At 60.8% G+C, this 12,688-nt stretch carries 14 protein-coding genes and 4 pseudogenes; 12 read left to right on the top strand and 6 right to left on the bottom strand.

Going from position 1 to position 12,688, the window contains the following annotated elements; genetic code table 11:
• Positions 1-8 precede the first annotated feature (8 nt).
• The 7 genes from AABF56_RS30675 to AABF56_RS30645 are packed head-to-tail and all read left to right on the top strand — an operon-like array spanning position 9 to position 4,773.
• Positions 9-179, top strand: a complete 171-nt coding sequence (locus AABF56_RS30675; protein ID WP_272809075.1) for a cbb3-type cytochrome c oxidase subunit 3 — start codon at positions 9-11, stop codon at positions 177-179.
• On the top strand, positions 170-1,051 hold the full coding sequence (gene ccoP, locus AABF56_RS30670) for a cytochrome-c oxidase, cbb3-type subunit III (protein WP_272809074.1): 882 nt from the start codon (positions 170-172) through the stop codon (positions 1,049-1,051). The genes AABF56_RS30675 and ccoP overlap by 10 nt, the downstream gene beginning before the upstream one ends.
• On the top strand, positions 1,052-1,249 hold the full coding sequence (locus AABF56_RS30665; RefSeq protein WP_272809073.1) for a hypothetical protein: 198 nt from the start codon (positions 1,052-1,054) through the stop codon (positions 1,247-1,249).
• A 15-nt stretch (positions 1,250-1,264) separates the two neighbouring features.
• Positions 1,265-2,071 (top strand): DUF2189 domain-containing protein, encoded by an 807-nt coding sequence (locus AABF56_RS30660; RefSeq protein ID WP_272809072.1) that lies wholly within the window; start codon positions 1,265-1,267, stop codon positions 2,069-2,071.
• A 5-nt stretch (positions 2,072-2,076) separates the two neighbouring features.
• Complete coding sequence (locus AABF56_RS30655) at positions 2,077-4,329, top strand: heavy metal translocating P-type ATPase (protein WP_272809071.1); 2,253 nt, start codon at positions 2,077-2,079, stop codon at positions 4,327-4,329.
• Positions 4,317-4,529, top strand: a complete 213-nt coding sequence (ccoS, locus tag AABF56_RS30650) for a cbb3-type cytochrome oxidase assembly protein CcoS (protein WP_272809070.1) — start codon at positions 4,317-4,319, stop codon at positions 4,527-4,529. The genes AABF56_RS30655 and ccoS overlap by 13 nt, the downstream gene beginning before the upstream one ends.
• A complete protein-coding gene (locus AABF56_RS30645) occupies positions 4,507-4,773 on the top strand; it encodes a hypothetical protein (protein ID WP_272809069.1) in 267 nt (88 codons plus the stop codon). The genes ccoS and AABF56_RS30645 overlap by 23 nt, the downstream gene beginning before the upstream one ends.
• Positions 4,774-4,854: 81 nt before the next feature.
• Here AABF56_RS30645 and AABF56_RS30640 read toward each other — a convergent pair.
• Positions 4,855-5,055: pseudogene (locus AABF56_RS30640) on the bottom strand (IS3 family transposase); the annotation flags it as partial.
• A 32-nt stretch (positions 5,056-5,087) separates the two neighbouring features.
• On the opposite strand from AABF56_RS30640, the pseudogene AABF56_RS30635 reads away from it, so the two are divergent.
• Positions 5,088-6,254: pseudogene (locus AABF56_RS30635) on the top strand (IS3 family transposase).
• A 33-nt stretch (positions 6,255-6,287) separates the two neighbouring features.
• On the opposite strand, the pseudogene AABF56_RS30630 reads toward AABF56_RS30635, so the two are convergent.
• The 4 genes and pseudogenes from AABF56_RS30630 to AABF56_RS30615 all read right to left on the bottom strand — a co-directional run.
• Positions 6,288-6,431, bottom strand: a pseudogene (locus AABF56_RS30630) (IS3 family transposase); the annotation flags it as partial.
• Positions 6,415-7,103, bottom strand: a pseudogene (locus AABF56_RS30625) (IS5-like element ISKpn12 family transposase); the annotation flags it as partial. The pseudogenes AABF56_RS30630 and AABF56_RS30625, both read right to left, overlap by 17 nt.
• Positions 7,104-7,384: 281 nt before the next feature.
• A complete protein-coding gene (locus AABF56_RS30620) occupies positions 7,385-7,972 on the bottom strand; it encodes a glutathione S-transferase N-terminal domain-containing protein (protein WP_272809068.1) in 588 nt (195 codons plus the stop codon).
• Between the two features lie 48 nt (positions 7,973-8,020).
• A complete protein-coding gene (locus tag AABF56_RS30615; protein WP_338341942.1) occupies positions 8,021-8,554 on the bottom strand; it encodes a TetR/AcrR family transcriptional regulator in 534 nt (177 codons plus the stop codon).
• Positions 8,555-8,777: 223 nt separating this feature from the next.
• Between AABF56_RS30615 and AABF56_RS30610 the strand changes: the two genes are divergently transcribed.
• From AABF56_RS30610 to AABF56_RS30600, 3 genes are read left to right on the top strand one after another with little or no spacing between them, the layout of a single operon-like run.
• Positions 8,778-9,518: an NAD-dependent epimerase/dehydratase family protein gene (locus AABF56_RS30610; RefSeq protein WP_272809066.1), complete on the top strand. Its 741-nt coding sequence runs from the start codon at positions 8,778-8,780 to the stop codon at positions 9,516-9,518.
• Entirely contained in the window at positions 9,519-10,196 is a 678-nt protein-coding gene (locus AABF56_RS30605; protein ID WP_272809065.1) for a hypothetical protein, read from the top strand.
• 38 nt (positions 10,197-10,234) lie between these two features.
• Positions 10,235-10,492: a hypothetical protein gene (locus tag AABF56_RS30600; protein ID WP_272809064.1), complete on the top strand. Its 258-nt coding sequence runs from the start codon at positions 10,235-10,237 to the stop codon at positions 10,490-10,492.
• 119 nt (positions 10,493-10,611) lie between these two features.
• Here the strand turns inward: AABF56_RS30600 and AABF56_RS30595 are convergent, their stop codons facing one another.
• Positions 10,612-11,502 (bottom strand): LysR substrate-binding domain-containing protein, encoded by an 891-nt coding sequence (locus AABF56_RS30595; protein WP_272809063.1) that lies wholly within the window; start codon positions 11,500-11,502, stop codon positions 10,612-10,614.
• Between the two features lie 63 nt (positions 11,503-11,565).
• On the opposite strand from AABF56_RS30595, the gene AABF56_RS30590 reads away from it, so the two are divergent.
• Positions 11,566-12,456 carry a DMT family transporter gene (locus tag AABF56_RS30590; RefSeq protein WP_272809174.1) on the top strand — a complete coding sequence of 297 codons (891 nt, stop codon included), beginning with the start codon at positions 11,566-11,568 and terminating at the stop codon, positions 12,454-12,456.
• The last annotated feature ends 232 nt before the right edge of the window (positions 12,457-12,688 follow it).

The following is a 12,688-nucleotide window of genomic DNA, read 5'->3' as shown; positions in this document are numbered from 1 at the left end:
GTGACGAGATGGCGTTGACCCATGAGACACTACTCGAAGGCTCGAAGATGTGGGGCCTTTTCTATTTAATGGGCTTTTCGATCTGCGTGCTGATCTACACCTTCCTGCCCTCCAACCGGGAGCGCTTTGAACGGGCTGAGCGGGATATCTTCGACGAGGACGATGCCCCATGGAAGTAAAAGAGGTCGACCCCGTCAGCGGCCGCAAGACGACGGGCCATATCTGGAACGGCATCCGGGAACTCGACACACCCATTCCGCGCGGCGTGCTGCTCTTCCTGATCGTCACGCACATCTTTGCCGTGCTCTGGTGGGTGCTGATGCCCACTTGGCCGCTCGGCAGGACCTACACCAAGGGCGTTCTCGGCGAGAACCAGAAGACCACCGTAGAAGCCTCGATCAAGGAGGGTGCCGGCGCGCGGACGCCCTGGACCTCGCGAATCGAGAGCCTGTCCTTTGACGAGGTCCGCGCCGACGAGCGGCTGATGGAGACGGTACGCGCCAACGGCCACCAGCTCTTCGGCGACAATTGCGCCGCCTGCCACGGCCGCGACGGCAAGGGCCGCGAGAACTATCCCGACCTCACCGACGACGACTGGATCTGGGGCGGCGGGCCGGAGGCGATCGCGCAGACGCTGACGGTGGGCGTCAATTCCCGCCATGCGGAAAGCCGCGTCGGCGAGATGCCGGCTTTCGGGCGCGACGAGATGCTCGATGCCACGCAGGTGTTGGACGTCGCCACCTATGTCAGCTCACTGAGCGATTCCACCGTTTCCACCGCCGGGAACGTCGAGCAGATTGACCGCGGGCGCGAGGTCTTCCAGACGACGTGCATCGCCTGCCACGGCGAGGATGCCAAGGGCAATCCGGAGCTGGGCGCGCCCAACCTCACGGACAACAGGTGGATCTATGGCGGCAGCCTGCAGCGCATCATCGCGACCATCCACGGCGGCCGGCAGGGCCACATGCCGACCTGGGACGAGCGGCTGGCGCCGGTCGAGATCAAGGTTCTGGCGCTCTATGTCGACGACCTTGGAAAGAGGGCGCCATAGATGACGAATGCTGCGCCCGCCCCCGCACGACGGCTTCACCTCCTCTGGATTTTGGCAGCGGCGGCGATAGCCGTATTCGTGGGCGCCAATGCTCATCTCGTCTACGTCGCCGTCTCCAGCGAGCCGGGCTGCGTGGCGCATCTGAAGGACAAGAGCGGAGCGCCGGGCGGATATCGCGCGGCCAAGTCCGCATGCTGAGGGGGAGACGGTGAGATGGTCGCAAGACAGCAGACACCCGAACTCGTATCCGAGGTTTCGGATATCGAGGAGACGCGCAACGAGCGCTGGAAGCGCCACCTTTCCGCGCGGGCGCCCGTGCAATGGCTCGCCAGCGGCTGGCGCGACCTGTGGACGAACCCCATGCCGAGCCTCCTCTACGGTCTCGCGGTCTTCCTCGCCTCGATCGTCTTCATCGTCTACATGTTCGATACCGGACGGGACTATTTCCTGTTCCCGGCGCTGGCGGGCTTCCTGATCGTCGGCCCGCTGGTCGCCGCCGGCCTCTATCTCAAGAGCCGCGATCTGGAGGCAGGGGTGCGGCCGACGCTGCGCTCCATGCTCGCCGTGCAGCCGATGGCGGGCGCGCAGGTATTTTTTACCGGCATGCTGCTGGCCATGCTGATGCTCCTGTGGATGCGCGCGGCCGTCCTCGTCTATGCGCTGTTCTTCGGCGTGCGCCCCTTCCCCGGGCTCGACCACATCGCCGGCATGCTCTTCACCACGCCGACCGGCTGGGCCATGCTGGTGGTCGGCAGCCTGATCGGCGCGCTCTTTGCCGGCTTCGCCTTCGCCGTCAGCGTCTTTTCCATTCCCATGCTGCTCGACCGGCACGTCGACGCCTTGACTGCTATGGGCGTCAGCACGGCACTGGTGTGGAACAATCTCACCCCGATGTTGACCTGGGGTGCCATCGTGCTCGGTCTGTTCCTCCTCTCGGTCGCGACCGGGCTTCTCGGCCTGATCGTGGTCTTCCCCTGGCTCGGGCACGCCACCTGGCACGCCTATAAAGAGATACGGTAGCGGCCATGTCCTGCTGTTCGGCCGAGATCGGACTGGATATCTCGCTGTCGCGCACCGGCTGCTCCGCCGACGAACTTGCGATTGCCAGCAGGGATTTGGGCAACGGGCTGCGGCAGAGTGTGCTCTCAATTCCCACCATGCATTGCGCTGCCTGCATTGGGGCGGTGGAAGCCGCTCTTGTCGGGGTGCCAGGCGTGGAACGCGCACGCGCCAACCTCTCGCTGCGCCGTGTCACGATCGACTGGAGGCGAGATAGGCAGCACGCACCGGATCTTCTTGGCGCACTGGCGGCCATCGGATACCAGGCCGACCTTCCCACAGTTGAGATCGATGGCGACGATAAGGTGCTCGCCGAACTGGTGCGTGCGCTTGCGGTCGCCGGCTTCTGCTCGATGAATATCATGCTTTTGTCCGTTTCCGTCTGGGCGGGCGCGGACGCGGCGACACGGCAGACGTTCCATGCAGTCTCGGCTCTGCTCGCACTGCCGGCGGTTTTCTATGCCGGCGCCGGTTTCTACCGCTCCGCCTGGCGGGCGCTCTCCCATGGCCGCACCAATATGGACGTGCCGATCTCCGTCGGCATCCTCCTCACCTTCGCGCTCAGCCTCTACGACACCGTGACCGACGCTCCCCATGCCTATTTCGAAGCCGCAACGTCGCTGATCTTCGTCCTCCTCATCGGCCGGGTGCTCGATCATGCGATGCGGCGGAAGGCGCGCTCCGCCGTCGCCGCCCTGACGCGGCTGATCCCGCGCGGGGCGAGCGTGCTGCAAGTCGACGGCGGGCTGGACTATGTGGAACTGGGCGAAGTCGAGGCCGGAATGCGCCTCGCCATCGCCGCCGGCGAGCGTGTGCCGACCGACGGCGTTGTTGAGGACGGCCGCGCCGAGCTCGACGCCGCCCTCATCACCGGCGAGAGCCATTGGCGCAGCGTCCGCGCCGGAGAGAGCGTGCGCGCGGGCGAACTGAACCTCGCCAACCCCTTCGTACTGCGCGCCACCGCCGCGCCGGCAGATTCCACGGTCGCCGAGATGACGCGACTGATCGAGGCGGCCGAGAACGGCCGCTCGCGCTTCCGCCGGCTCGCCGACCGCGCGGCGGGCCTTTACGCTCCAATCGTCCACAGCCTCGCCGCCCTCGCCTTCGTCGCCTGGTTCCTTGCGACCGGCAATCTGCACGCTGCCCTCACCGTCGCGGTCACCGTCCTCATTATCACCTGCCCCTGCGCGCTAGGGCTCGCCGTCCCCATGGTCCAGGTCGTGCTCGCCCGCCGCCTCTTCGAGCGCGGTGTGATGGCGACCGACGGCTCCGCCTTCGAACGCCTGCGCAAGATCGACACCGTCGTCTTCGACAAGACGGGAACGCTGACGACCGGGATGCCGCGGTTGGCCACCCTCGCCGCGATCGCTCCAGACGCGCTCGGGCTCGCCGCCGCGCTGGCGCGCAGCTCCAGTCATCCGATGGCCCACGCGATTGCCGCCGCCGCTAACTCCACGGACGCTCGGCCCGCCTTCGCCGATATCCGGGAAGAGGCGGCGGTGGGGCTGGAAGGCCGCCTTGGAGACGATCTTTACCGGCTTGGCCGAGCGGAATGGGCGCTGTCGGCACAGGATATGTCGGCAACGACGGTGCTTTCGAAGAACGGAGAGGCTGTTGCGCATTTCCACTTCAGCGAAGATATCCGCCTCGGCGCAAGAGACCTTGTCCGCACGCTCAAGAACCGGGGCCTCGACGTGATCCTCCTTTCCGGCGATAGTCGGCAAGCTGTCGAGACGGTCGCTGGCGCACTGGGCATCGCCGACCGGCGCGCTCGGCTCCTGCCGGCAGAGAAGGTTCAAGCCGTAAAGGATCTGCAGGCGGCTGGGCGGCGGGTTTTAATGATCGGCGACGGAATCAATGACGCACCGGCATTACGAGCCGCGGACGCATCCATGGCGCCGACGTCCGCGAGTGACGTCGGCCGTAGCGCGGCGGATTTGGTTTTTCTAGGTAACGATCTTGGCGTGGTAATGGATGTGTTTGACAACGTGGAGAAAGCGAACGGACTCATTCGGCAGAATTTTGCGCTCGCCGCCTTTTATAACCTCGCGAGCCTGCCGATTGCGCTCAGCGGCCATGTGACGCCGCTCATCGCAGCCCTTGCGATGTCCTCGTCTTCCCTCATTGTGGTCGCCAATGCGCTGCGCCTCGCACGCACCCCGGAATCTAGCGCGGCGATAGCTACACTGACCGCGGAGGCGAGCGCATGGCGGCCATGAGCGTTCTCGTTCCGCTTTCGATCATCATGGGTATCGGTGGACTGCTCGCGTTCCTGTGGTCTCTGCGTACCCGTCAATATGAGGATCTGGATGGAGCGGCCGTCAGGATTCTGCTCGACAGCGACGATGACGATGCAACTGACCCGCGGCAACCTGTGACAAAGGATGGAGGACAAGATGGCAAACGAAGACCGTCCTGAGCTTGAAGAGAGCAACGAGCACATTGTCGTTGATCCGTCTGATGCCGTAACCGGTCTAGGTTTTGTGCTCGGCGTAGTCGGTGCGGCAGTGGGTGTTATAGCCGCTATCGTCGTGTCACCCCAAATCCATGCCGCGACGCTACTTCACTGCGTGATTGGCGGCCTTGCGGGTGGTTCGGCTGGCATTGTGACGGGGGGCATGATTGGAGCAGTCTTCTCCGTAGCGCGCGGAACGCCGCGATGAAGCGCTTTTGAGCTTCTACATTGATCGTGCTTGCCAAATATCTGAACCGCGCCGGGTTTGCCGGAGGCCATTTCATTTAAGTTAAGCGGCCACGGCCGGTGCGTCCAGCATGGCGTAATATCGTTCTTCGGCTTCGGCTGGCGGTATGTTGCCGATGGGCTCCAGAAGGCGGCGGTTATTGAACCAGTCGACCCATTCCAAAGTGGCGAACTCCACGGCTTCGAAGGTTCGCCACGGTCCTCGCCGATGGATGACTGAATAGCCCCTAGATTTGTAGACGCCTTCTTTCCTAATTTTGAGGCAGGAAGAGCATCATGAGCAAAACGAATTTCACCGAAGAATTTAAGCGCGACGCTGTTCGCCAGATCACCGAGCGAGGTTATCCGGTTGCGGAGGTTTCGCAGCGCCTCGGCGTGAGCCAACATTCCCTGTATGAATGGAAGAAGAAGTTTGCTGCGTCGAACGCCAAAGGCGACGACCAGGCCGAGGAGATGAGGCGGCTGAAGAAGGAACTGGCTCGCGTTACCGAGGAGCGAGACATCCTAAAAAAAGCAGCCGCGTATTTCGCCAGGGATGCAAAGTGAAGTACGCGTTTATTGCTTTGCATCGCTTGCAGTTTTCGGTGCGGACGATGTGCCGCCTTTTGCGGGTTCATCCCAGTGGATTTTACGCCTGGCTGAAGGACCCGCTGAGCAGGCGAGCCAGCGAGGACAGGCGGCAGACCGATTTGCTCCTGAAGGCATGGGAAGAGAGCGGCAAGGTCTACGGTTATCCATTGGCCGACAGGCGATTGCAACGCAATCACCGAGAGGCGCAAGCTGCACGACGATCTTCTCGATCAGGGAGAGATGTGCTGCCCGAACCGGGTCGCGCGTCTGACGCGTCTCGCCGGGACTAAGGCGCAGATCGGCTACAAACGCCGTCCCGGCATCTATGGCGGCAGGCCTGCCGTCGCTATCGACAACACACTCGACCGGCAATTTGACGTCGCGGCTCCGGACAAGGCCTGGGTCACGGACATCACCTACATCCGAACCTGCGAGGGCTTCGCTTACCTTGCGGTCGTCATCGACCTTTATTCGCGCAGGGTCATCGGCTGGGCTATGCAGAGCCGACAGACTACGGACGTCGTATTGCAGGCTCTGCTCATGGCGGTGTGGCGACGTAAACCGAAGGACAAGGTGCTGATTCATTCGGATCAGGGTTCGCAGTTCACCAGCATGGACTGGGCCTCGTTCCTCAGGCACCACAATCTGGTTCACTCGATGAGCCGACGCGGCAACTGCCATGACAATGCGGTGGTCGAAAGCTTCTTCAATCTTCTGAAGCGCGAGAGGATACGTCGCAGGGTCTACCGTTCACGCGATGAAGCTCGTCAGGATGTGTTCGACTACATCGAGATGTTCTACAACCCGAAACGCAAGCACGTCAGAAACGGAATGCTGTCGCCCGTCGAGTTCGAGAAGCAGCAGAAAATCTAACCCGGGGGTGTCTACGAAACTCGGGGCTATTCAGACCTCGGCCTTGTAAAGACCATTGATCGTTTCGGCGAGAGCGTTGTCATAGCTGTCGCCGACACTTCCGACAGACGGCTCGATGCCCGCTTCCGCTAGCCGTTCGGAATAGCGAATGGACACATATTGCGATCCGCGGTCGCCAGTCTTTGAGACGCCCGAACATGATCTCGATCCGGTTGCGCCGTTTGTAGCGGCGTTTGTCGTATTTGATGGTCTTCTTGCGGGATTTTCGACCTGGAATGCAGGGAGTGATCCCCTTCGCCTGTAAAGCGTCACGATACCAGTCGGCATCATAGCCACGGTCGGCCAGCAACCATTTGGCCTTGGGAAGTTCATCAAGCAAGGCGGCAGCACCGGTGTAATCGCTGACCTGGCCTGCCGTTATGAAGAAGCTGATCGGGCGACCACTCGCATCCGTTACGGCATGAAGCTTGGTGTTCATGCCGCCTTTCGTGCGTCCAATCAGGCGGCCCGCGCCCCCTTTTTTACCCGCAAGCTGGAAGCCGTGCGGTGGGCCTTGAGATAGGTCGCATCGATCATGATGGTCTTGTGCTCTGCGGCTTCAGGCACGGCCAGACCTTCCATCATCTGGATAAATACGCCCTTGTCGCCCCAGCGTTTCCAGCGGTTATAAAGCGTCTTCGCCGGGCCATATTCCTTCGGCGCATCACGCCAACGCAGCCCGTTGCGGTTGACGAAGATGATGCCGCTCAGAACGCGTCGATCATCAACGCGCTGGCGGCCATGGCTCTTGGGGAAATAGGGCTGAAGACGAGCCATTTGCTCGTCCGTCAGCCAAAACAAATTACTCATCAGTCGGGCTCCTATACGCCCATCTGAATCACAGCCGTCAGTTCAAATCAATGGGTCCTGACCCTAAGGACACACCTGCCATTCCCCCAAAGTTAGGGGCAACAAACAGCATAAGTAGCCACCCTTGCGGCAATTCGATCATGGTATCGGTTCAATGCTTTTACTTCCTGCGTCGGTTGCTCAGACGATCTAGAAGCGTTGCAAAGTGGCACCAGCAATTGCAGGTCCTCCAGGTAGTCAACAGTTTGATTTACGAACCCGTTATCAAGAATATAGTCACCCTAGCCGAGTGCTGTTTGCTGAAATGAAGGCCTCTGCCGAAAGTCCTCGTACCAGTGGTGCAGTCTTTGCCGCCCCTCGTCCCATCCGTCGGCCGGAAAGCGAAAGTCGAGGTAACTGAGAGCCGATGCGATCGATATGGTTCCGATGCTGACGCCGCTCACCTGGGATACGTCTTGGTCCAAGTGATCGAGAACCTGGCTGATCGTGCGCCGGTGCAAGGCAATTCTGTCGGGGGATTGCCGCTGCAGCGGCCGGGCCGTCTCTTGGCGTAGAGGCGTGGCGGCGTCCATGAGGCCGTCTCCCAACGCTTGGAGGCGAAGGACTGCCCAACGCGAAGCACCTTCTCGCGGCAGCAATGCCGATCCGCCTTCGACGTCCAGATACTCGCAGATCACTGGGCTGTCGAAAAGGACGCGCCCGTCATCGAGCTCGAGCGCTGGTACTCGGTTGATCGGGTTGACCGCCCCGAAGTCCGTGTCCGATGCAAAGGGATTGATCGGAGTCTCTTCGAGTTGGACGTTCAGCTCGCGAGCGACAACTCGCACCTTTCGGGCGTAGGGTGATGTCGGAGAATAAAAGAGCCTCATGAAAGTTCTTCACCTCATCTTGGGGGAGCATGTACCGCCGTAAGCACCCTACCGATCCGAAGTCGGATGCGTATTCCTGGCCGCGGCGGGCAGATATGCTTTTTCAGCGGCGTCGATCGCAATGGTCACGGCCGTCCGATAGGATTGATCGTCGGCGAGTTCCGGGGTGTATTGGCGGACAGTGTATAGGCCCAGCAATGCAAGGTAGATCCCTCGCGACAACTGCTCAGCCACCGGCTCCGGCGCCCCCAGTAATTTGAGCTCCTCGGTAACGTGCCTTAAACGCAATTCATCCACTTCTCGCACCGCCGCCCGCGGAAGGGGATCCTGACCGGCCCATGCCCGAAGGGCGCACTCGGTCTTTGCGACGTCAAGAGATCCTGCGTTTGGCTCTATTGCCAGTTCCGCAAGTGCCATCAGGCGCGCTCGTGGATCGTCCAAATGGCGGGCTTGCTCTATGAGTCCGGTTGTGAAGTCTCGCTTCCAGAAGTCGATGATTGCCTCAAAGAGCTCCACACGATCCCTGAACCGCCAGTAAAATGGGCCCTTGCTCACGCCGAGAGACGCGGCGAGGCGTTCCACCTTTACTGCCTCAATCCCACCGATCGCCAATGCGGACAATCCTGCTGCGACCCAATCCGCCTTTGAGGGACCATCTTGCCTGCCTGGCATCTACCACCCTTTTTCGCTTCCAACTCTGACACAAGTTCTATACGCTCCCGTATAGACTGTAAATGCCGGAGGCGATATACGGAGGCGTATAGAACCGGAGGTGATGAAAATGCGGTCAAATTCGACGATGGCTATGAGCGACGGATCAGCAAAGCGAGGGAGGCTTTTCCTCGCCGGCGCTTCAGGCGCTATTGGTACTCGGGTTATTCCCCTGCTGCTGTCCGGCGGATGGCACATCATGGGGATGACGCGCTCGCAAGAGCGGGCCGATGCGATGCGAAGCAAGGGCTTGGACGCGGTCGTGGCCGATGCGTTCGATGGTAAGACCGTTAACGACTTGATCGTTGGCTTTCAACCAGACGTCCTCATGCACCAGCTCACCGACTTGCCGCGCGATCTGGCGAAGTTGGATGAGGCGGCCCTCGAAAGGAATGCAAAGGTGCGAAAACTAGGCACGCACAACTTGGTTGAGGCTGCGAAAAATGCCGGAGTGAAGCGCCTTGTAGTTCAAAGCATAGCGTTTGACTATGTCCCAGAAACACCCCGTCCGCATAAGGAGGGCCACCAGTTGGCGGGGCGTCTTCCTGGCGCCTCAGCAACCTCAGACGGCGTCGTAAGTTTGGAGGACCAGGTCTCCTCCTCAGGGATTCCCTTCGCAATTCTCCGATATGGAAGGCTTTACGGACCGGGCACGGGTTCTGACCGACCCTGGGGCCCCGCGGGAATTCACATAGATGCTGCGGCGCTGGCGACGGCGCTAGCCGCGCGAAGCGACCTCTCAGGCATCTTCAACATCACAGAAAGCGATGGTGAGGTGGATAGCAGTCGCGCGCGTCAATTGCTCGATTGGAATGCCGACTGGAGAACGGCGTAAGTGACGTTCCAGCACCTGCTGATGGCAGCTTCCATCGCGCTCGTTCTCAGTGGCCGCGCCGCCGCCGAGCAAGATCTTGCCGATACAGACAAAGTGGCGATCGGAAACTGGTTCTGTATGTGGAGATCAGCGACTGACCTCGGAGCGGAGCACCAACTCCGAGTGGCGAGGTGGAGCCTCTTCGTGGCAGAGCACGGCATAACGATCCTTGAAAGGCGCACCCTTCCTGCCTCACCGTTTGCCCGGGACCTCGAAAGGGCGACAAATGGGTCGAAGGCCGACCAAGAGGGATTCTGCGGAACTATAAGAGCGTTGACGGTTCAGGTCGCGCCCCAGTTGCTGGGCCTCCCTCGTACGTCGCCATATACCGGCGTGAAGCCAGCGATGCCCCCTCTGATAGACGCCTTGGTAAAGATACGAATATGCCATGGCCTGCGCATGTTCGACCTCATGAGCGTCCATCAGGCGGAGGCGGCTGTGCGGTTGGCGGCCGAAGCCAACGGCTTGAGCGAGGGGGACCTGGCGGAGTTGACGCAGCGGCTCGCGGTCGATGCGGAGAATTTCAGGAAAGAAATCGTGGATAGAAAATCTGCAGAAAGCCAATGTAGTAGGGTCCGAAGCGCCGCGAGATCGCTGATGAACCTGGAACTGAAGCTGCCACCGCAGCTCCCCGAATAGAGTCGGTTTGCAGTTTGGGTGAAAGACGGGAAAAATTGATGACGCGCAAAGAACTATCCTTCGCTCTGCAGATCATCGGGATTGAAAAGCAGGCGTACTGCCCTGACAGCCCTGTTGAGCAGACTTGGTGTGTCACGCAAGATTCCGACCACCGCTGGTCCGTTTATTGGCTCGAACGTGGTAACAGGAATCATCTCATCGAATTCCGATCCGAAAGCGATGCCTGCTTTTGGTTGCTCGGTCGCCTCTCATATTCACAGGTCCTCGCGCGCACCAGACCGAAGGCGACCTCGTGAACGTTGAAGGTGCATGTGATGACCGCCGCGTCGATTGTGCCCCAACGTCTCAGCAACTATCACCTCTCGGTGAGCGGAGTATGAGCATCGCCAACCCTCTCGGCCACCGCAGCAGAACGCTAGACAGCAGCTTCCAGCAACTCGTCGGCGGCGAGTGCGAGCATCCTTTCCGTCAGTCGATTGACCGCCAAGGAGTTGCCTCGACCCGGCGTCACCAGGTGAAACGCCGATGGGTTCGGGACCGTATGCGTCGATAGAAAGCTCAGCCCTAGGTTCTCGATATAGTGTCGCCCGTATGGCCAACGTGCCAACGCGATACCCTGACCGGCACCTGCGGCAATGAGTGCCAGATCGTAGCCCGGGAGGATCCGGTCCCTCGGCCGAGAGCCAAGCGTATCCATCCCCAGCCAATGTCGCCAGGCACTGTCCGACGCATCATGCAACAAAGGTTGCGTGAGTAGATCTTGCGGTCTGATCTGGTCCCCGAGCTGTGCGATCGTCTCACGGCGTGCGACAGGCCGCAGGGTTTCCGGGAAGAGCCGGATGGCCGAGACTCCAGGCCAATCGCCCCGGCCGAGGCGAACTGCGACCCGGGTCGTCGAAAGCGCCATAAGACGGTTGTCGATCTCGAGCTCGACGCGAAGATCGGGCGGTTCGCCCTCCAAACGCGCAAGGTTCGGCAAGAGCCAAAGCCTTGCGAACGACTGAACCGTCCCGACCCGCACGACTTCCACCTCCGAGCAGAGGGAGCCGGACAAAGGTGCGTCTTCGAGCTGCGCGAGAAGGTAGTCGATTTGTGCGATAAGTCGCTGCCCGGCCGGTGTGGGAATAACGCCACGCCCGTGCCGCGTGAAGATGCGAATTCCTGACCAGCGCTCGACGACAGACACCCTACGGCTGATGGCACCGTGAGTGACATCAAGAGATTCGGCCGCTGCGGTCAGCGATCCGGTTGACGAGGCTGCCAATACTGCCTGGAATGCTTCAAGGGGGGGCAAGGTGTGATCCATGCTCACATCTGAATTGCTGTCCGCGTCCTATGTCAAGCCGTTCAGGCGTGCGAATGGATGCTCATGACTCATACTTCAACAGAAACTCAATCGAATACTTTCCTGCCCGTCCTTGCCGTAGCCGGGACAGTTATCACATGGGCGGCCTCGTTCCCCGCGATTGGTTTCGCACTTCGCCAAATTGAGCCGCTGCCACTTGCCAGCGTCAGATTCGCCTTGGCATCAGTGTTGGCGTTTGCCTGGCTCGCATGGAAACGTCCGGCCAGAATGTCAATGCGGGATTATACCACAATCGTCATTTGCGGCCTTCTGGGAATTGCCTTGTATAACGTCTTGCTTAACTCCGGGCAGGCCACTGTATCTGCAGGCGCAGCAAGCTTCATCGTGAACACCCAGCCTCTGTTTATGGTGGGTCTCGCGGTCATCTTCCTGAAGGAGAGATTCAGTCGTTGGAGCTGGCTTGGAGCCCTGCTCGGTTTTAGTGGCGTGGCCGTAATCTCGTTGGGACAGGTGGGCGGGTTTACGTTCGGGTCCGGTGCGATGCTCATCCTAGGGGCGGCTGCGTGTGCGGCAGCCTTCTCGGTGCTGCAACGACCGTTGTTCGCCCGAAGCGGCTCACTGGACGTCACGTCGCTCGTGCTCATTGCCGGCGCGCTGACCCTGCTCCCTTGGCTGCCGGCCGGACTGTCCCAATTCAGGGCCGCGTCGCCTGACACAATGCTCGTGGTCGTGTTCCTCGCGGTAGCACCTGCCGCGATAGGCCAGACTTGCTGGACCTATGCGTTGAAAAGCTTCGGCGCAGCGCGGGCCGGTCAGTTCTTGTACCTCATCCCACCCTGCGCGGTCCTTTTTTCATGGATTGGCCTCGGGGAGACTCCAGTCATTACCACCGTCCTTGGGGGCGCACTGGCGCTGACAGGGGTGATCGTGGTGAACACACTTGGCCGCCGCTGAGGAGGCCCAGCATCCCCGAAACCGTCAATAGCAAGGAACGCCGGAATGTACCGACTAATGCTCCTGTTGCTCACGCTCTCATCCAGGGTCTTTTCCATCGATCCTCTGGCAATTCACAAATCGCCAGCGCCTTACAAGGTGATCTCGCCAGAAACATTCGGTCGGTAGGCGCTGCGACATACTCGCGACGGTTGAGGGCTAACCGGCGACGCAGACAACTAACCCGATAGAT

Origin of the sequence: Shinella sp. WSC3-e, assembly GCF_945994535.1 — a bacterium.
Classification (GTDB): Bacteria; Pseudomonadota; Alphaproteobacteria; order Rhizobiales; family Rhizobiaceae; genus Shinella; species Shinella yambaruensis.
Note: the sequence above shows the minus strand (reverse complement) of the source record. Positions and strands in the feature narration are given on the sequence as shown.

Excerpts from the sequence above, each read along its gene's own strand:
- AABF56_RS30655 (WP_272809071.1), top strand. The coding sequence starts at position 2,077 with ATGTCCTGCTGTTCGGCCGAGATCGGACTGGATATCTCGCTGTCGCGC.
- AABF56_RS30620 (WP_272809068.1), bottom strand. The coding sequence starts at position 7,972 with ATGAGGCTCTTTTATTCTCCGACATCACCCTACGCCCGAAAGGTGCGA.
- AABF56_RS30610 (WP_272809066.1), top strand. The coding sequence starts at position 8,778 with ATGAGCGACGGATCAGCAAAGCGAGGGAGGCTTTTCCTCGCCGGCGCT.
- AABF56_RS30665 (WP_272809073.1), top strand. The coding sequence starts at position 1,052 with ATGACGAATGCTGCGCCCGCCCCCGCACGACGGCTTCACCTCCTCTGG.
- AABF56_RS30590 (WP_272809174.1), top strand. The coding sequence starts at position 11,566 with ATGACTCATACTTCAACAGAAACTCAATCGAATACTTTCCTGCCCGTC.
- AABF56_RS30660 (WP_272809072.1), top strand. The coding sequence starts at position 1,265 with ATGGTCGCAAGACAGCAGACACCCGAACTCGTATCCGAGGTTTCGGAT.
- ccoS (WP_272809070.1), top strand. The coding sequence starts at position 4,317 with ATGGCGGCCATGAGCGTTCTCGTTCCGCTTTCGATCATCATGGGTATC.
- AABF56_RS30595 (WP_272809063.1), bottom strand. The coding sequence starts at position 11,502 with ATGGATCACACCTTGCCCCCCCTTGAAGCATTCCAGGCAGTATTGGCA.
- AABF56_RS30645 (WP_272809069.1), top strand. The coding sequence starts at position 4,507 with ATGGCAAACGAAGACCGTCCTGAGCTTGAAGAGAGCAACGAGCACATT.
- ccoP (WP_272809074.1), top strand. The coding sequence starts at position 170 with ATGGAAGTAAAAGAGGTCGACCCCGTCAGCGGCCGCAAGACGACGGGC.
- AABF56_RS30675 (WP_272809075.1), top strand. The coding sequence starts at position 9 with ATGGCGTTGACCCATGAGACACTACTCGAAGGCTCGAAGATGTGGGGC.
- AABF56_RS30600 (WP_272809064.1), top strand. The coding sequence starts at position 10,235 with ATGACGCGCAAAGAACTATCCTTCGCTCTGCAGATCATCGGGATTGAA.